We start from the raw sequence: 16851 nt of genomic DNA on the forward strand, positions 1-16851 counted from the left end.
GAGCCGGCCCGCAACCAATTGGTTTTGCGGGCAAGCTCTCCAGAGCTACCAAATATCACACCCGGCCACCGACGCAACAACCGGCATCGCGCCGGGAGCTGTCGCAAGCCGAGCGGAGATCAGGGGTTGGTGGTCGCAGCCGGGGCCTTCGCGTCCCCGCCCAGCGCCTGATAGACCGCGATCTGCGCATTGAGCTGATCGTAGCGGTTCTGCATCACGCTGCTGCGCGCGGTGCGCAGATCTTCCTGCGCGCTGAGCAGGTCGCGCAGCGGAATGTAGCCGGCGCGGTACTGGCGCTCATAGAGCTGCACCGAATCGAGCGCGGCATCGTAGTTGCGGTCCAGCGCTGCGCCTTGCGCAACGTACTGGTTGCGCGCCGAAAGGGCGATCTCGGTATCGCGCAGCGCATCATAAAACGTCTGGCGCAAGTCCTCGCGCGCGATGTCGAAATCGGCCCGCGCGACGCGGGTGCCCAGGCGGATCTTGTCCGGGTTGAGTTCGGAGAGCGACAGCGCGCCGCCCAGGGAGGCCGCCGGATTGGACAGGAAGCCGAGCAGCGTCGAGCTCGCTGTGCCCAGCGCCGCGGTCAGGCTGAAGCTGGGCAGGTAGCTCGCCGCCGTCGCATCGCTGGTCGCCAGCGTTTCGCGCAGGCGCAGTTCAGCCGCCGCCAGGTCGGGACGGCGCGCCAGCAGCGTGGACGGCAGGCCCGGATCGATCGCGGGCAGCGTGCGCGCTTCGAGCGTCGTGATTTCAGGCCCGGTGTAGTCCTGCTGGCCGAGCAGCGCGGCAATCGCCTTGAGCACTTCGACGCGGGTCTGGCGCAGCTGGGTCAGCGCGGCTTCCTGCGAGGCCACGCTCTTTTGCGCATCGCGCAGTTCAAGCCGCGAGACCGCACCGGCATCGTACTGGCGCTGGACCAGCTTGAGCAGCGTGTTCAGGTAGTCCAGACTCTGCTCGCCGATGCTGATCTGCTCGTTGGCAAGGCCCAGCTGCCACCACGCGCTGGCGGTGGTGGCGATCAGCGACAGGCGCGTTTCGGCAAGGTCCTGCGCGGTGGCCTCGGCCTCCCAGCGCGAGGCGTCGGCCTGCGCGTCGAGCTTGCCCCACAGGTCGACTTCCCACGAGGCCCCGATCGTGGTCGCGCTGCTCTTGGTCCACTTCGCGGATCCGCTGAGCGCCTTGCTGGCGTCCGAGGACGCGCTCGCCGAGGTGGTCGGGAACACGCCCCACCGGGCCAGCGCGGCCGTATCGCGGGCCTGCCTCAGCCGCAGCCCCGCCGCCGCCAGATCGGCGTTGGCGGCCAGCACCTGGGTCATCAGCGCGTCGAGCTGGGGATCGGCGAACTGGTTCCACCACGCCGCCCCCTGCGGCGCTGCGGTTCCCGGCTGGGTGACCGAGAAGGCCGCCGCCGTGGGCAGGCTGGGCGCCTGGTAGGTGCTGCGCGTCACCGCGCAGCCGCTCAGCAGTGCAAGCGCGGAAACCAGGGCGGGGAGCAGGACGGCGGGCGCCGCGCGCGAGGGAAGTATCATGGGGGCGTCCTTAGTCACGCGAAAGGGCATCGACCGGGTCGAGCTGGGCGGCCCGGCGCGCCGGCAGGAAGCCGAAGGCCACGCCGATGAGTGTGGAACACAGGAAGGCAGCGGTGATCGAGAACGACGAGTAGACCATCTCGAAACCGACGTTGGCGAGCGAGAAGACGACCCCCACCCCCAGCGAGATGAGCACCCCGATCACGCCGCCGATCAGGCACACCAGCACCGCCTCGATCAGGAACTGCTGGAGAATGTCCGACTGGCGCGCGCCGACCGCCATGCGCACGCCGATCTCGCTGGTGCGTTCGGTCACCGAGACCAGCATGATGTTCATCACCCCGATCCCGCCGACCACCAGCGAGATCACCGCGATCGCCGCGATCAGCAGCGTCATCGTCTGCGTCGTGGCGGTGATCGTCTCGCGGATGTCGTCCGAGTTCGAAATGAAGAAATCCTTGGTCCCGTGGCGCGTCTCGAGCAGCTTGACCACACCGGTCTCGGCGACGTCGGTAGACACCTCGTCGCTCACGCGCACGGTGATGCTCGACAGGAAGGTCTGCCCCAGCATCCGGCTCATGACCGTGGTGTAGGGGGCATAGACGGTGAGCGAATCGCTGCCGCCAAAGCCCTGCTGCTGCGTCCCCACCACGCCCACGATGCGCATCGGCACCTTGCCGAAGACGACCACCTTGCCGAGCGGGTCCTCGCCATCAGGGAACAGCGTGTCGCGGGTGTTCTCATCGATCACCGCGATCTGATCGAGCCGGGTCACCGCCTCGGCGCCAAACAGCGATCCCTTCTCCAGCTCAAGCCCGCGCACGCGGAAATATTCCGAACCCACGCCGTTGACGTTGGCGGTCGCCGCGACGCTGCGATAGCGCGCGGTCACGCTGGTCGAGACGCTGGGCGTCACGCTGTCGACATAAGTCAGCTGGGCGAGCGCGTCGGCATCGGTGGCCATCAGCGTCTCGATCTTGCCGCTGCGCATGTCGCCAAAGCTCTTGCCGGGATAGACGGTGAGCGTGTTGGTGCCCAGGCTCGAGATGTTCGAGAGGATCTTCTCCTGCGAGCCCTTGCCCAGCGCCACCACCGAGACCACCGCGGCGATGCCGATGATGATCCCCAGCATGGTGAGGAAGGTGCGCAGCTTGTGCGCCGACATGGCGAGTACCGCCATGCGGAAGGCCTCGACAAAGCGATCGACGATCTGCTGGAAATTGGACCCCGTGGGAGCCGGACGCGCCAGCCGCTCGACCGGAGTATGCGGACGGTTCTGCCTGTCGGCGATGATGTCGCCATCGCGGATCTCGATGATCCGTTCGGCGTGCTCGGCCACTTCCATGTCATGGGTGACGAGGATGACGGTGTGTCCCTCGGCGTGGAGTTCGCCAAGGATCTTCATCACTTCCTCGCCGCTCGCCGAATCGAGCGCGCCGGTCGGTTCGTCGGCGAAAATGACCTCGCCCCCGTTCATCAGCGCGCGCGCGATCGAGACGCGCTGCTGCTGGCCGCCGGAGAGCATGCCGGGCCGGTGCCCGGTGCGCTCGCCCAGCCCCAGCCGGTCGAGCAGCTGGCGCGCTCGCGTGTCGCGCTCGCCGCGCGATCGGCCCGAATAGACCGCGGGCACTTCGACGTTGCCCATCGCGGTGAGGTCGGTGAGCAGGTGGTAGCGCTGGAAGATGAAGCCAAAATGCTCGCGGCGCAGCGCGGCCAGCTCGTCCGGCTCGAGCTGGCTCGTGTCGCGCTTGTTGACCTGGTAGGTGCCCGAAGTCGGCCGGTCGAGACAGCCCAGGATGTTCATCAGGGTCGACTTGCCCGACCCCGACTGGCCCACGATGGCGACCATTTCGCCAGGGTGGACGTCCAGGTTGATGTCCTTGAGCGCGGCGAACACGCCATCGCCAGAGGGATATTCGCGCCGCACATGGCGCAGGCGCAGCAGGGGCTCGCCGCGCTCGGGCGAAAAATCGTCGCTCGGCCCGCCGTTGGCGCGCATCACCGGGGTGTCGTGTGTCATCGCCTGTCCCCGCTCAGAACGGCGGCGGTCCGCCCATCCGGCCACTCGATGAGGAGTCGGAAGCGCTCGCCTCGCTGACCACCACGGCCTCGCCTTCCTTGACCCCGGAAAGCACCTCGGCGGTGACGTTGTTGTTGAGGCCGATCTTCACCTTGCGCTTGGTGATCTGCTTGTCCTCGCCCAGGATCTGGACCGTGTAGGTGCCGTCGCTGTTGCGGGTCCCGAGCGCCGAGGCCGGAATGGTCAGCACGTTCTTGCGGCTGTCGAGCAGGATGGTGACCTTGGCGGTCATCAGCGCGCGCAGCCGCTGGTCGGTGTTGGTCACGTCGAACAGCGCGTTGTAGTAGATCGCATCGTCCGAGGAGGACGAGGACGAGGAGCTCGACGAGGAGCTGGAGTCAACCTCATCGACGATCGATTCGGGCGCCGGTTCGATCAGTCGCAGCGTGCCGTTGTAGCGCTTGTCGGGATCGCCCAGGATCGTGAAATAGGCCGACTGCCCCGCCTTGACGTTAACGATGTCGGCCTCCGACACCTCGGTCTTGACAGTGATCACGTCGAGCTTGGCCAGCACGACGATGGTCGGCGTGGACTGGTTGGCGTTGACGGTCACGCCCTGCTTGTTGACGATCGCCACGATCACCCCATCCATCGGCGCGGTGATCTTGGTGTAGCCCAGGTTGACCTGCGCGGTCTCGACATCGACGCTCGCCGCCGAAACCTGCGCCTGCAGCGCCTTGTAGGTCGCTTCGGCCGCCTGGTAGTTGGCCCGCGCGCTTTCGAAATCGGCCTGCGAGGTCGCCTCGCCCGCCCCCAGCGCCTTCTGGCGCGCGAAGGCGAGCTTGGTCTGGGCCAGCGTCGCGCCCTGGCTGGCGAGCTGTGCCTTGAGGTTGGCGACCTCGGCCTGCGCGGTCTTGAGCGTGTTTTCCTGCGTGCGCGCGTCGATCTCGGCGATCAGGTCGCCGGCCTTGACCGTATCGCCGATTTCCACATTGAGCTTTTCGACCCGGCCCGACACCTGCGCGCCGACGCTGATCAGCTCCTTGGGTTCGAGCGTGCCGGTCGCCTCGACCGTCTTCTCGATATCGCCGCGCGCGACCTTGGCGGTCGCCACGTCGGGCCCGTCGGGGGTGGAGAAGAACACCTTCCACGCGACCAGGGCCAGGACCAGAACGCCGATAACGGCGCCGACAATCAGGATGCGACGGGATTTGAACATGGCAGCAGCTATGGAGCCTTCGCACGCGAAGAGGGGTAAAAAGTTCGAAAGCGCACTGTAAAGTTTCCGTAAAGACCGATCGCGAGTTCCTGACAAGGTTTCCAAGATGAGGCATCTGCGCTGTGTGAACGAGGCAACCAACGAAGCGGCCAAACGCATCCTGCTGATCGACGACGACGTCGACCTGGCCGCGCTGCTGGGCGAATATCTGGAAAGCGAAGGCTTTCGCGTAGACAGCGTGCACACCGGGGCCGAGGGGATCGCCCGCGCGCTCGAAGACGTGCACGACGTGGTGGTGCTCGACATCATGCTGCCGGGCATCAGCGGCATCGAGGTCCTGCGCCAGCTGCGCGAGGAAAGCGACGTCCCCGTGCTCATGCTGACCGCGCGCGGCGACGAGATCGACCGGGTCATCGGGCTCGAACTGGGCGCGGACGATTACGTCTCCAAGCCCTGTTACCCGCGCGAGCTTGTGGCGCGCCTGCGCGCGATCCTGCGCCGCCAGGTCCAGCCTTCGGGCGGTGCGCCGCCTTCGCCGCGCGTGGTGAGCGTGGGTGCGCTCGAAATCCAGGTGCCCGAACGCCGCGCCTTGTGGGGCGGGCGGCCGATCGAGCTGACCCCTTCGGAATTCAACATCCTGGTCCTGCTCGCCCGCGCCGGAGAGGCGGTGTCGACCAAGGACGAGCTGTCGCTGCGCGGGTTGGGCCGGGCCCGCCAGTCCTACGACCGCAGCGTCGACGTCCACGTCTCGAACCTCAGGCTCAAGCTGGAGGCGAGCACGGCCGGGGTGGCCGGTATCGAAACGGTGCGCGGCGTCGGCTACCGGTTGAGCCTGGCATGATCCGCCGCCGCCTGTTCTGGAAGATCCTGCTCGCGTTCCTGTGCACGTACCTGGCGATCACGCAAGGGCTGTGGCTGCTCATCACGCTGACCCAGGACAAGGACGATGTGCCCGCCTTCTTCCTGCGCGACGAGACCGGCCCGGTGCTCTGCGCCGCAGCGGCGCAGGCGCTGCACCGCGGCGGACTGGCCGAACTCGGCGCCTTTGAAGCCACGCTGCCCGAAGCCCAGCGCCGCCGCCTCGCCCTGCTGCCCGCCCGCCCCGCCGCGACCGCAGGCTGGATCAAGCCCGCCGTGCCCGCGCAGACCGGGGTGATCGACCGCGCCGTCACCGACCCGCAAGGGGTCACCCGGATACTGCGTTTTTCCTATCCCGACACGCGCCCCGTGCGCATTCTCAACATGCCCCCGATCGTCCTCCTGCTGGGCTTCGGCGCGGGGCTCGTCTTCGCCAGCCTGCTGGCCTGGTACCTGACCTCGCCGATCACCCACCTGCGGCGCGGGTTCGAGCAGCTCGCCCGCGGCGACCTTGCCATCCGTCTCTCTCCGCGCATCGGCAAGCGGCGCGACGAGATCGCCGACCTGTCGAGCGATTTCGACCGCATGGCCGCGCAAGTCGAACAGCTCGTCGAGGCCCGCGACCGCCTGCTGCACGACGTCAGCCACGAACTGCGCTCGCCCCTGGCGCGTATCCAGCTCGCCCTGGCGCTTGCCGAACGCGCCCCGCAGCGCACGGGGCAGGCGCTCGAACGGGTCGAACACGAAGTGAGCCGGCTCGACACGCTGGTGGGCGAACTGCTCACGCTCGCCCGCGCCGAGAACGACGGTTCACCCGGAGAGGACTATTTCGATCTCGCCGGGGTCACCCAGAGCGTCGTTTCCGACGTGCGCTACGAAGCCCAGCCCGAAGCGGTGTCGATCGCCCTCAGCGTTTCGGGCACCAGCCACGAGGCGAGCGGGCAGGATCGCCCGCTGGTGCGCGGCAATTCCGAACTCATGCGCCGTGCGATCGAGAACGTGCTGCGCAACGCGCTGCGCTTCTCGCCCCGCGCGGGCCGGATTCAGGTTCGCGTCACCCGCGCCGAACGCACGGCAAGCCAGCCGCAGGCGCTGACCATCGTGATCGAGGACGAAGGCCCCGGCATTCCCGAGGCAATGGTCGCGACCATGTTTCAGCCTTTCGTGCGCGAAAGCAACGATGGCCGCAGCTTCGGCCTCGGGCTGGCGATCGCCTCGCGCGCGGTTCGCGTCCACCGCGGCACGATCCGCGCCAGCAACCGCGCGCAAGGCGGACTGCGCGTGGAAATGGAAATCCCGACCGAATCGATCGCCCCCGAACGCTGAGGCCGCCGCGCCTCAGGCGGCGACGCGCACGCCGTTGCAGCCCGACTGTTTCATGTCCTGCAAGGCCGCATGGGCTGCGGCCGAGGCGTCCTCGACGCTCATGCCATGGCGCAGCTGCGCCACGCCGCAGCTGACCGAGGCAATCACCGAAATCGCCTCGCCGTTATAGACCGCGCTCTGGCGCACGGCCTCGGTCAATCGCTCGCACACCCCGCGCGCGGTCAACAGGTCGCACCGCAGGATGAGCGCGAAATCATCCCCCCCCAGCCGCGCCACGACATCGGTATCGCGCGCCGAGCGCTTGATCCGGCGCGCCACCTCGAACAGCACCGCATCGCCGATCGCGTGGCCATGGCTGGCATTGATGCGATGGAAGCGGTCTATGTCGATCAGCGCGAGCGAGATCGGACGCGACAGGTCCTTGGCCGCCGAGCGCAGATGGGAACGGAAACTCTCGCGGTTGCAAAGTCCGGTCAGGTCGTCGGCCTCCGAGCGCGCCAGCAGCGCCAGTTCGCCCGCCCGCCGCTCGGTCACGTCGCGCAGGGTAATCACCACGCCCGACAGCGCAGCGCCCTGACGCAGGATGCCGATCGTTCCTTCGAGCGTCAGGTGTGGCCGGCGCACGGGCGAAAATTCGATCACCCGCGTCGCCAGCGCATCGCCTGCCACGCCCGCCTTGCGGCTCGCCCGGAACAGCTCCTCGACGATTTCGTGGACCTGGAGCGAGACCGATTCGCTGGTGCGCCCGATCATCTCCTCGGACGAAAGGCCCAGCAGTGCCCGAATCGGACCGACCGACCACTTGCACGCCCCACCCGCATCGAAGCCCAGACAGCCGTTGGGCGTGCATTCAAGAATCTGGCGCAACGCCTCCTCGCGCTCGGCCAGGCGCAGGATCAGGGTCTTGCGCGAGGATACGATGGTCGCGATCGGCAGGCAGGTAAGCAGCAGCACGCCCAGGTAGGACTGGAAGAACAGCGCCTGGAATTCGGGGGAATCGGGCTCGGCGGCGACCGGCCCCGAACCGGTGATCGTGGCGCCCAACCCGATCAGCGCGACGATCATCACCCCCAGCTTGGTCCCCAGCCGACCCAGCCGGAGCGCCACCAGCACGACCAGACACACCGGCAGGAACAGCAGCGGCAGGTGCGGCTGGAGGAACACCGCGAGCGTGATCCCGGCCAGCGCCGCGTAGATGGCCGAAGCCTCGAGCACTTCGCGGCCGCTCGAGAAGCGTAACCAGTTGCGATAGCTGCCATCGAGCAGCGCACCGATGAACGGCGTGAGCACGACAAGGCCCAGCCCGTTGCTGAGATACCAGCGCACGAACGAGCTGGCGAACGGTTCGCCAAAGGCGCCCCAGGTAATGAGCGATCCGCACAGCGCGCCGATGGCCGGGGCGACAACCCCGGCGTAAAGCGCAAAGCGCATGATCGAGCGGTTATCGAAAAACACATCGTGCGCGCGGGCCTGGCGCAGGAACAGCCAGGCCGCGAGCGCCGTCTGCGCCATGTTGATGCCGCCATAGGCAAGCAGGACCGGCGACCACCCCCGTGCGAGCGCGTTGGCCGCCAGGTTCGCCACCCACCCCGCACCGATCACCCAGCCCCAGCTCGATCGCGGCTCGCGCAGCAGCAGGACCAGGATAACGGCGTCGGCGGGCCAGATCGTGGCGTGATCGTAACCGGTTGCGGTTAACTGGATGGCAAGCATCGCCAGCAGAAAATACCCGACAGCCGCAACGACTGCGGCATCGACGCGCCGTTCCAGCGCAGTCCGGGACTCTGCACCTATATCCACCATCGCAGATCTAATGCCCCAGCGATGGTTGACAGAGTGTATAGACCGAGGGGTTTACGGTAACTTTTTTTAATCACGCTTGCACGCGGCGCATCGCCGCCACCCCCTGCCCCCAGGCCTGCGGGCGTATGCTACACGAGCACGCCCACCACTGGCCGGGCGCCTAGAACTTGCGGACCTGGATATCGTATTTGCGGATCGCGTAACCGATCTGGCGGGGCGAGAGGCCGAGCAGGCGCGCGGCCTTGGCCTGTACCCAGCCCGAGGATTCCAGCGCCTCGAGCAGCTCGCCCCGGCTCACCTTGACGTTGTCGACCGGGCTTTCCCGATCGGTGTCGCGCAAGGGAATGGCGGGACGCTCCCCGGCCGGATCATCGTCGACAAACGCACGGGCGCGTGGCTGGATGATCGGGAAGGGATCGGACACCGCCGTCTTCCACAGCGTGGCCGACAGGCACTCATCGTTGCGGCAGGCGAAATCGTGCTCGCCGATGCGATCCTCGAGCGAGAGCGTGGCCGTGCGCCGGATGCAATTCTCCAATTCGCGCACGTTGCCCGGAAAATAGCAGCTTTCGAGCACGCGGATCGCCGAGGGGCTTAGTTCGTGTTCGGTGTGATGCTCGCGGTCGAAGCGGCGCAGAAACTCGCGCGCAAGCTGGGGAATGTCCTCGCGCCGGTCACGCAGCGCGGGCAGCCGCACCGAAACGACGTTGATGCGGTAATAGAGATCGGCGCGGAATTCGCCCTTGGCGACCGCCTCCTCCAGATTGCGGTTGGTCGCGCAGACCAGCCGAACGTCGACCTTGATCGTCTGGTTGCCGCCTACCCGCTCGAACTCGCCCTCCTGCAGCACGCGCAGGAGCTTGACCTGGAACGCGGGCGAGGTGTCGCCGATCTCGTCGAGGAACAGGGTCCCGCCATCGGCGAGTTCGAAGCGCCCCTTGCGCTGCGCGACGGCGCCGGTGAAGGCTCCCTTCTCGTGCCCGAACAGTTCGGATTCCAGCACGGATTCGGGCAAGGCCGCGCAATTGAGCTTGATGAAGGCCTTCTTGGCGCGCGGGCTGAAATCGTGCGTGGCGCGGGCGAAAAGCTCCTTGCCCGTGCCCGATTCCCCGCGCAGGAGCACCGCCGAATGGCTGCGCGCGACACGGCGGATCTGCTGCAAGGCCTGGCGCAGCGCCGGGCTGGTGCCGACGATCCCGCCCTTCCCGGCATCGCCCTTGCGCGCCGGAATGGACGGCTCGATCCCGTCCGGGCCCCTTTCGGCCAGATTGCGCTCCGAAAGTCCCTTTTCGAGCAGGCGCTGCTGGTCCATCAGCCGTTCACGATCGCGCTGGACCAGCTTGAGCAGGCGGATCGTCTGGCCGATCAGGTTGGCCACCATGGTCAGGAAGCGCACGTCCTCGTCGGCCGCGTGGTAGGTCGTCGTCTCGTCCCAGATCTGTTCGATGGTGAGCGTTCCCACCACTTTCATGCGATCCTTGATCGGCACCCCGATGAACGACACGCGCGCGTCGCGGGGCAAGGCCCCATCGAACGACCAGTCGGGAAACAGCGCACTCGACTGCATGTTGGGCACCACCACGGGCATTCCGGTGACACAGATCTGGTCCACCGCGCGTTGCGGCTGGCGCCCCATCCAGGCCCGCGCGCGATCCTCGCTCCAGCCGATGCCCACGACGCTAGTGGGATCGCCCGCCTCGTCGATCAGCGTGACCAGACCGTGGCGCATGTCGAGAAAGCTCGACAGCAGCGTCAGCACGTTGTTGAGCGTGATCTCGAGCCGGCCGGGAACGGCGAGCACCTTGGAAATCTCGTAGACGCCGCGCAGCGCAATGTCGGCGCGTGTCTGGCTGGGACCGCGGCTGTAACTGCTCACGCGGCGAACCCTCTCGTGCGCTTCGGGCAAGGGCTCGGCAACGGATGGTGCGGGCGAAACACTGGAGCCCATGACGGAAGCCTTTCTGCCGTCAGCGCATCCCTCTCCAATTTCCATGGACGGCCGGGCCGTTTTGCAACATCGGGCCTCGTGCCGTGGCAAGCTTCGAAGGTCTCAAATCCATCGCGATTCGACAAGAGAATTACGTCGAAAACCTCTCCCTTTGTCCTGGGCCATTGTCCGGTCACGAGCTTTGCGAACTTTAACCAAACTTGTACAGGACGCCAAAGCCCCCGCGCGGATAGTTCCACTCGATTTCACCGGTAGTCTTGGTCATGATCCGGCAAGTACCGCACTCCAGGCATCCATCGGCGGCGACTTCGACCTGACCGCTTTCGGTCAGCGCATAGCAGCCCGCCGGGCACAGTTTCGTCATCGACAGCAGACCGGCCGAAGGAACTTCGTGCGCGCGCACCTTGATATGCGGCTTGCCCGCATCGACCAGGTAGCGGTTCTGGAACAGCTTTTCCTCGACCTTGGGGGCCGTGGCAACATCCGTCATCGTGCTTCTCCTCTCGTAAGGGGGTCTTGCCCCCTCGGATTGTCAGGCCGCTCAGCGCCAGGCGCGCGCGACACTCCAGGCATCGCCGATCAGGCCGCGCAAGGTGCGCGTCTGGCGAAAATTGCGCAGGATCGCCTGCTCCTTGCTCTTCTTGTCCACCCCGTCGACCCGGAACCAGGTCTGCATGGCCTGGCTGATGAGCCGCGGGTAAGCGCCGAAGAAGGTTCCCTTGTTGCGGTGCAGTAGGGCCGGGATGCCCTTGTATTTCTTGAGATCCTTCATCACGAAGGAGGCTTCGAGGCGCGTTTCGTAGTCCTTGAGGTTACGCGCGCTCATCTCCTCGCCCAGGCGATGGAGGCGGACGACCGTCTCGGCCGCAAGACGCCCGGTGGTCATCGCCAGGTTGGAACCTTCGCGGTGCACCGCGTTGACGAACTGCCCCGCATCGCCGACCACGATCCAGCCCTCCCCGGTGAGCTGCGGGATCGCCTTGTAGCCGCCTTCGGGAATGAGGTGCGCGGCGTATTCCTTGACTTCGGCGCCTTCGATCAGCGGCGCGATCGAGGGGTGCGCCTTGAACGCTTCGAGCAGTTCGCTCGGGGATACCTGCGACTGCGCGAAATCGGACACGATGCAGCCGATGCCGACCGAGATCGATTCCTCGTTGGTGTAGAGAAACCCGGTCCCGGTCATGCCTTTGGTGATCGTGCCCATGGCCTCGATCACCACGCCCTCGTTGCCCTTGAGGTTGAAGCGCGCCTCGATCGTCTCGCGCGGGAGGAAGTGCATTTCCTTGACCGCCAGCGCCACGCTGTCCGCCGCGACTTCCTCGCGCAGGCCCGAGCGCTGACCGACGAGGCCGTTGACCCCTTCGGCCAGCACCACGACATCGGCGTAGATCGGATTGCCCTGCCGGTCGGTGCGCACGCCGATGACCGTGCCGGTCAGGTCCTTGACCAGTTCGGTCACGGTCGTCTCGCACAGCACCAGCGCGCCCGCTTCCTTGACCTTGCTGGAAAACCACTTGTCGAACTGCGCGCGCAGGATCGTGTAGCGGTTGGGCTTGGCTTCGTTGAAGTCGCTCGAACGGTAGTGCATGCCGGTGTGCGAGGTATCGTCCATCGTCCACATGCGCTGCTCGATCACGTGGCGTTCGAGCGGGGCCTCGTCACGGAATTCGGGAATGATCTTCTCCAGCGCGTCGGCGTAGAGGATCGCGCCCTGCACGTTCTTCGAGCCCGCGTATTCGCCGCGCTCGATCTGGAGCACGTTGAGCCCTTCCCTCGCCATGGTGTAGGCCGCCGCGTTGCCCGAAGGCCCCGCCCCCACCACGATCGCATCGAACTTGTCCTCGACGTTTGCCATCGTTCCTCTCCCTTTCAGCTCGCCATCTTGTTGACGCGAAGGCGCCGGGCGAAGGCCTGGGTCAGCGCCGGCAGCAAGGTCACCGCATCGGCAACGATGCCAAGGTGCGCGAATTCGAAGATCGGCGCGGCGGGATCGGTGTTGATCGCGACGATCACATCCGCCCCTTCCACACCCACCCGGTGCTGGATCGCGCCCGAGATTCCGGCCGCAATGTAGAGCTTGGGCCGGATCGTCTTGCCGGTCTGCCCGATCTGGCGGTCAGCGGTGATCCATCCCTTCTGGACCAGCGGGCGTGACCCGCCGTATTCGGCGCCGAGCACTTCGGCGAGCTCACGCACGAGCCGGAAATTCTCCGCCGATCCCAGCCCCAGCCCGCCTGCGACGACGACATCGGCATAGGGCAGCGCGGCCTTGTCGCTGTCGCGATCGGCGATGAAGGAAAGCACCTTGGTGACCACCTCCTCCTCGACGATCTGCGGCGCGAATTCGACGATGCGCCCCGTCCGGCCTTCGCAGCGTTCGGGCATGGCCATCACGCGCGGGCGCACGGTCGCCATCTGCGGGCGGAAATTGAGGGTGAAGATCGTGCACAGCAGCGATCCGCCAAAGGTCGGGCGGGTCGCGGCGAGCGAGCCTTCCTCGTCGATCGCCAGCTCGGTCGAATCCGCGGTCAGCCCGGTCTTGAGCGTGGTGGCGACCGACCCCGCCAGATCGCGTCCGAGGTTAGTGGCGCCCAGCAGCAGGATCTCGGGCTGGTAGGTGTTGACCAGATCGGTCAGCACCCGCGTCGAGGTCTCGTTGCGGTAGTGGCGCAGCGCCGGATCGCAGGCGATGTAGACGCAGTCCGCGCCGTATTCGAAGCAGGCGCTGGCCGCCGCGCCGAGCGCCTCGCGATCATCGCCCATGACCACCGCGGCCAGTTCGACGCCGCGCTTGTCAGCGAGCTTGCGCCCTTCGCCGAGCAGTTCGAAGGAGACCGAATGGACCTCGCCATGCTCGATCTCGACCGCGACCCAGACGTGCTTGTACGCCTTGAAGTGCTCGGGCAGTTCCTTCTTGGTGTTGGCCCGGCCGCCAGCCCTGGCGGGAGCGGGCCTGGTCTCTTCAGCCATCGATCCGGCTCCTTCTCTCAGACGTAGTGGTGGACAGCGCGCGCGTAGAGATCATCCTCGACGCCCGGAGCCCTGGCGAACAGCGCATCGATCAGCGCGTTGGCGCGGGTTTCGGCGCTGCCTTCGTTGCTGACGATCTCGGCCTTGTCGGTGCGCGCGGTGGGCGCGAAGACCTTCTTGACGATCGTGGGCGAACCGCGCAGCCCGCACTTGGTCAGGTCCTCGATGCCGACGTCGGCCGCGTTCCAGGTGACGATTTCGGCGCGCGCGGCGCTCAGCGCCTGCTCGACTGTGCCGCGCCGCATGGTGTTGGTCGCCTCGAGCATGGTGACGAGCACCGGAAGCCGGGTTTCGAGCACCTGCGTTCCCGTCTCGGCGCGCCGTTCGACCGTGATGCGCCCGGCATCAAGGTCGGTCTCGACGATGCGCGAGATGTAGGTGAGCTGGTTGAGGCCCAACCGGCTGGCGATCCCCGGCCCGACCTGCGCGGTGTCGCCGTCGATGGTCTGCTTGCCGGTAAACACGATTTCGGGCGTGCCGTAGTCCGCGCCGATCCTGGTCAGCGCCATCGACAGCGCGTAGCTCGTCGCCAGCGTGTCGGACCCGGCGAAATAGCGGTCGGTCAGCAGCACCGCGCGGTCCGCGCCGAAAGTGAGCGCCTTGCGCAGCGATTCCGAGGCCGTCGGCGGGCCCATGCACAGCGCGGTGACGCTGGCCCCGAAGCGATCCTTGAGCCGCAGCGCCTCTTCGAGCGCGAAGAGATCGTATGGGTTGATGATGGTCGGCACGCCCTGGCGCATGATCGTGTTCGTGACCGGGTGGACACGGATCTGCGCGCTGTCGGGCACCTGCTTGATGCACACCACGATATGCATGGGTTCAGCCTCCTGTCAGGGCGTCGAGCGGCACGAAAGGCCGATTGGGTTCGGGTTTGGGCGCGATCGCGTCCTGGTGGACCTTGAACAGGCGCTCCTCGATCGGCGAGGAGGCCACGAAGTCGGCGTAGGCCTGCGCCAGATGAGTGCGGCACAGGTCGCGCAGCGCCGCTTCGTCGGCGCGTTCGAGCGCGCCCTCGACCTCGCTTCCGCGCAAGTACTGGCCCATGCGGCGCAGGATGTGCAGCCGCGCGACGTGGACCACCTGCGGCGCGTATTCGACGCCCAGAAGATCGAAGAATTCCTCCGCGCTCGACAGCTGCTGGAGATCGTCAAGCAGGCTCATGAACGGCCTCCTCCGGTATGAAGTCAGGACAGTGTGGCGCACGCCCGTCGCGATGGGCGAGCCGCGCCTCGAGAAAATCGATCCGGTCGAGCAATTCGCAAATCGCTTCGCCGACGGGATCGGGCATGAGATGGTGGTCAAGATCGATCCGCCCCGACACGCGGCGCCGTTCGGCAGGCGCGCGCACGATGCGCCCCGGAATGCCGACCACGGTCATCATCGGCGGCACCGCATCGACGACCACGCTGTTGGCCCCGATCCGCGCGCCCTTGCCCACGGTAATCGGCCCCAGGATCTTGGCCCCGCAGCCCACCAGCACGCCATCCTCGAGCGTGGGATGCCGCTTGCCCGGCGCCCAGCTCGTGCCGCCCAGCGTCACCCCGTGGTAGAGCGTGACGTCGTCGCCGATCTCGGCGGTCTCGCCGATCACCACGCCCGCGCCGTGATCGATGAAGAAGCGGCGCCCGATGGTCGCGGCAGGGTGGATGTCGACATGGGTCACAGCGCGCGCGAACCACGACAGGAAACGCGCCGCAAAGCGCAGCCGCGCGCGCCACAGCCGGTTGGCCAGGCGATGCCAGATGATCGCGTGGACGCCCGGATAGGTCATCAGCACTTCCAGCGTGCCGTTGGCCGCCGGATCGCGCGCGGCGACGCAGGCCACATCCTCGCGCAGCATCGCGAGAAGCGAGAGCGGCCGCCGCGGCGCCTTGGGCGCGACCTGATCCATGAGCGTCGAAAAAGGCATCGCCTTGCTCCTCACAGCGCCTGTTCGGCCATCGCGCTCTGGCAGTAGATCAGCGCCAGATCGGCAAGCTCGACGCCTTTCTTGGTGACCAGCGCCTTAGCCCGCACGTCGGCGAGGATCTTTTCCAGCCGCTGCTGGTCGGCCTCAAGGCCAATCGAGCGCAGGCTGGAGGTGATCGCCGCGCGACCCGAGTGGCGCCCCAGCATGATCCGCCGCTCGCGCCCGAAGCGCGCCGGGTCGAGCGCCTCGTAGGTCTGCGCGTCGCGCAGCAGGCCCGAAACATGGATGCCGCTTTCGTGGGTGAACACCATCGAACCGACGATCGGCTTGTTCTCGGGGATCGGGCGCCCTGCGGCGCGCGCAACGGTCTCGGCCAGTGCGGCGAGCTGGAGGAAATCGATCCGCGTGGTGCGCCCGAGCGTTTCGCCCAGCGCCGTCACCACTTCCTCGAGCGGGGCGTTGCCCGCCCGCTCGCCGAGGCCCAGCACGCAGACCGAGACATGGCTCGCCCCGCCGCGCACCGCGGCCAGGGTGTTGGCGGTGGCCAACCCCAGATCGTCGTGGCCATGGAATTCCAGCTCAATGTCGGTCTCGCGCGCCAGCTCGCGGAACACCTCGTAGGTGCCGAAGGGATCGAGCACGCCCAGCGTATCGGCGTAGCGGAAGCGGTGCCCGCCCGCCTCCTCGATCGCCACGACGACGCGCTTCAGAAAATCGGGATCGGCGCGGCTGGCATCCTCGCCCCCGATCGAGACGCGCAGGCCCCGGTCGAGCGCGTAGCCCACCACTTCCTCGATTCGGGCCAGCACGTCGGCGCGCCCGGTGCCGAACTTGGCGCGGATCTGGCGGTCTGAAACCGGCACCGAAAGATGCACCCGGCTCACCCCCGTGCGCGCGGCGGCATCAACGTCGGCGCGTGTCGCGCGGCACCAGGGGATGATCTGCGCGGTCCTTGCCTCGGCCACCATCGCGGCCATGACCTCGACATCCTCCGGCCCCATCGCCGGGGTGCCCGCCTCGATCTCGTCGACCCCAGCCGCTTCGAGCGCGGCGGCGATGGCCAGCTTTTCGGTAAAGCTGAAGGCCACGCCCGGAGACTGCTCGCCGTCGCGCAGAGTGCTGTCATTGACGACGACAGGCGGGACATTGGGCAGAAAACCGGTCATGGCACACAAGCTCCTTGGGGTTGTCTCGAATGGGTTTCAGGCG

At 67.0% G+C, this 16851-nt stretch carries 14 protein-coding genes; 2 read left to right on the forward strand and 12 right to left on the reverse strand.

Going from position 1 to position 16851, the window contains the following annotated elements:
- Window positions 1-119 precede the first annotated feature (119 nt).
- From MTR62_RS04265 to MTR62_RS04275, 3 genes are read right to left on the reverse strand one after another with little or no spacing between them, the layout of a single operon-like run.
- Window positions 120-1529, reverse strand: coding sequence for an efflux transporter outer membrane subunit (locus tag MTR62_RS04265; protein WP_244017297.1), 1410 nt, complete (start codon window positions 1527-1529; stop codon window positions 120-122).
- Between the two features lie 10 nt (window positions 1530-1539).
- A complete protein-coding gene (locus MTR62_RS04270; RefSeq protein ID WP_244017299.1) occupies window positions 1540-3549 on the reverse strand; it encodes a MacB family efflux pump subunit in 2010 nt (669 codons plus the stop codon).
- Window positions 3550-3562: 13 nt separating this feature from the next.
- Window positions 3563-4768 carry an efflux RND transporter periplasmic adaptor subunit gene (locus MTR62_RS04275; protein ID WP_244017301.1) on the reverse strand — a complete coding sequence of 402 codons (1206 nt, stop codon included), beginning with the start codon at window positions 4766-4768 and terminating at the stop codon, window positions 3563-3565.
- A gap of 124 nt (window positions 4769-4892) precedes the next feature.
- Here MTR62_RS04275 and MTR62_RS04280 point away from each other — a divergent pair, with 124 nt between their 5' ends.
- Together MTR62_RS04280 and MTR62_RS04285 are read left to right on the forward strand one after the other, a co-directional pair.
- Window positions 4893-5609: a response regulator transcription factor gene (locus tag MTR62_RS04280; RefSeq protein WP_244017303.1), complete on the forward strand. Its 717-nt coding sequence runs from the start codon at window positions 4893-4895 to the stop codon at window positions 5607-5609.
- Window positions 5606-6952, forward strand: a complete 1347-nt coding sequence (locus MTR62_RS04285) for a HAMP domain-containing sensor histidine kinase (protein WP_244017305.1) — start codon at window positions 5606-5608, stop codon at window positions 6950-6952. Before MTR62_RS04280 ends, MTR62_RS04285 begins: the two co-directional genes overlap by 4 nt.
- A 12-nt stretch (window positions 6953-6964) precedes the next feature.
- Here the strand turns inward: MTR62_RS04285 and MTR62_RS04290 are convergent, their stop codons facing one another.
- The 9 genes from MTR62_RS04290 to nifV form a co-directional block, all read right to left on the reverse strand.
- Window positions 6965-8752 carry a sensor domain-containing diguanylate cyclase gene (locus tag MTR62_RS04290; RefSeq protein ID WP_244017307.1) on the reverse strand — a complete coding sequence of 596 codons (1788 nt, stop codon included), beginning with the start codon at window positions 8750-8752 and terminating at the stop codon, window positions 6965-6967.
- 163 nt (window positions 8753-8915) lie between these two features.
- Window positions 8916-10631: a nif-specific transcriptional activator NifA gene (nifA, locus tag MTR62_RS04295; protein ID WP_244017309.1), complete on the reverse strand. Its 1716-nt coding sequence runs from the start codon at window positions 10629-10631 to the stop codon at window positions 8916-8918.
- 262 nt (window positions 10632-10893) lie between these two features.
- Window positions 10894-11193: a ferredoxin family protein gene (locus MTR62_RS04300; protein WP_244017311.1), complete on the reverse strand. Its 300-nt coding sequence runs from the start codon at window positions 11191-11193 to the stop codon at window positions 10894-10896.
- Between the two features lie 51 nt (window positions 11194-11244).
- On the reverse strand, window positions 11245-12558 hold the full coding sequence (locus MTR62_RS04305) for an FAD-dependent oxidoreductase (RefSeq protein WP_244017313.1): 1314 nt from the start codon (window positions 12556-12558) through the stop codon (window positions 11245-11247).
- A 14-nt stretch (window positions 12559-12572) separates the two neighbouring features.
- Entirely contained in the window at window positions 12573-13673 is a 1101-nt protein-coding gene (locus MTR62_RS04310) for an electron transfer flavoprotein subunit alpha/FixB family protein (RefSeq protein ID WP_244017315.1), read from the reverse strand.
- Between the two features lie 17 nt (window positions 13674-13690).
- On the reverse strand, window positions 13691-14548 hold the full coding sequence (locus MTR62_RS04315; protein WP_244017317.1) for an electron transfer flavoprotein subunit beta/FixA family protein: 858 nt from the start codon (window positions 14546-14548) through the stop codon (window positions 13691-13693).
- Window positions 14549-14552: 4 nt separating this feature from the next.
- The gene (nifW, locus tag MTR62_RS04320) at window positions 14553-14894 is read right to left on the reverse strand and encodes a nitrogenase stabilizing/protective protein NifW (protein WP_244017319.1); all 342 of its coding nucleotides are present in this window, start codon (window positions 14892-14894) and stop codon (window positions 14553-14555) included.
- On the reverse strand, window positions 14881-15573 hold the full coding sequence (cysE, locus tag MTR62_RS04325; protein WP_244017459.1) for a serine O-acetyltransferase: 693 nt from the start codon (window positions 15571-15573) through the stop codon (window positions 14881-14883). Before cysE ends, nifW begins: the two co-directional genes overlap by 14 nt.
- Before the next feature lie 80 nt (window positions 15574-15653).
- The gene (gene nifV / locus MTR62_RS04330; RefSeq protein WP_244017321.1) at window positions 15654-16808 is read right to left on the reverse strand and encodes a homocitrate synthase; all 1155 of its coding nucleotides are present in this window, start codon (window positions 16806-16808) and stop codon (window positions 15654-15656) included.
- Window positions 16809-16851: the final 43 nt, after the last annotated feature.

Origin of the sequence: Novosphingobium organovorum, assembly GCF_022832435.1 — a bacterium.
GTDB classification, from domain to species: domain Bacteria; phylum Pseudomonadota; class Alphaproteobacteria; order Sphingomonadales; family Sphingomonadaceae; genus Novosphingobium; species Novosphingobium organovorum.

Bases quoted from the DNA above. Each gene is read 5' to 3' on its own strand.
- MTR62_RS04265 (WP_244017297.1), bottom strand. From the start codon at position 1,529: ATGATACTTCCCTCGCGCGCGGCGCCCGCCGTCCTGCTCCCCGCCCTG.
- MTR62_RS04270 (WP_244017299.1), bottom strand. From the start codon at position 3,549: ATGACACACGACACCCCGGTGATGCGCGCCAACGGCGGGCCGAGCGAC.
- MTR62_RS04275 (WP_244017301.1), bottom strand. From the start codon at position 4,768: ATGTTCAAATCCCGTCGCATCCTGATTGTCGGCGCCGTTATCGGCGTT.
- MTR62_RS04285 (WP_244017305.1), top strand. From the start codon at position 5,606: ATGATCCGCCGCCGCCTGTTCTGGAAGATCCTGCTCGCGTTCCTGTGC.
- MTR62_RS04300 (WP_244017311.1), bottom strand. From the start codon at position 11,193: ATGACGGATGTTGCCACGGCCCCCAAGGTCGAGGAAAAGCTGTTCCAG.
- MTR62_RS04305 (WP_244017313.1), bottom strand. From the start codon at position 12,558: ATGGCAAACGTCGAGGACAAGTTCGATGCGATCGTGGTGGGGGCGGGG.
- MTR62_RS04310 (WP_244017315.1), bottom strand. From the start codon at position 13,673: ATGGCTGAAGAGACCAGGCCCGCTCCCGCCAGGGCTGGCGGCCGGGCC.
- MTR62_RS04315 (WP_244017317.1), bottom strand. From the start codon at position 14,548: ATGCATATCGTGGTGTGCATCAAGCAGGTGCCCGACAGCGCGCAGATC.
- nifW (WP_244017319.1), bottom strand. From the start codon at position 14,894: ATGAGCCTGCTTGACGATCTCCAGCAGCTGTCGAGCGCGGAGGAATTC.
- cysE (WP_244017459.1), bottom strand. From the start codon at position 15,573: ATGCTGCGCGAGGATGTGGCCTGCGTCGCCGCGCGCGATCCGGCGGCC.
- nifV (WP_244017321.1), bottom strand. From the start codon at position 16,808: ATGACCGGTTTTCTGCCCAATGTCCCGCCTGTCGTCGTCAATGACAGC.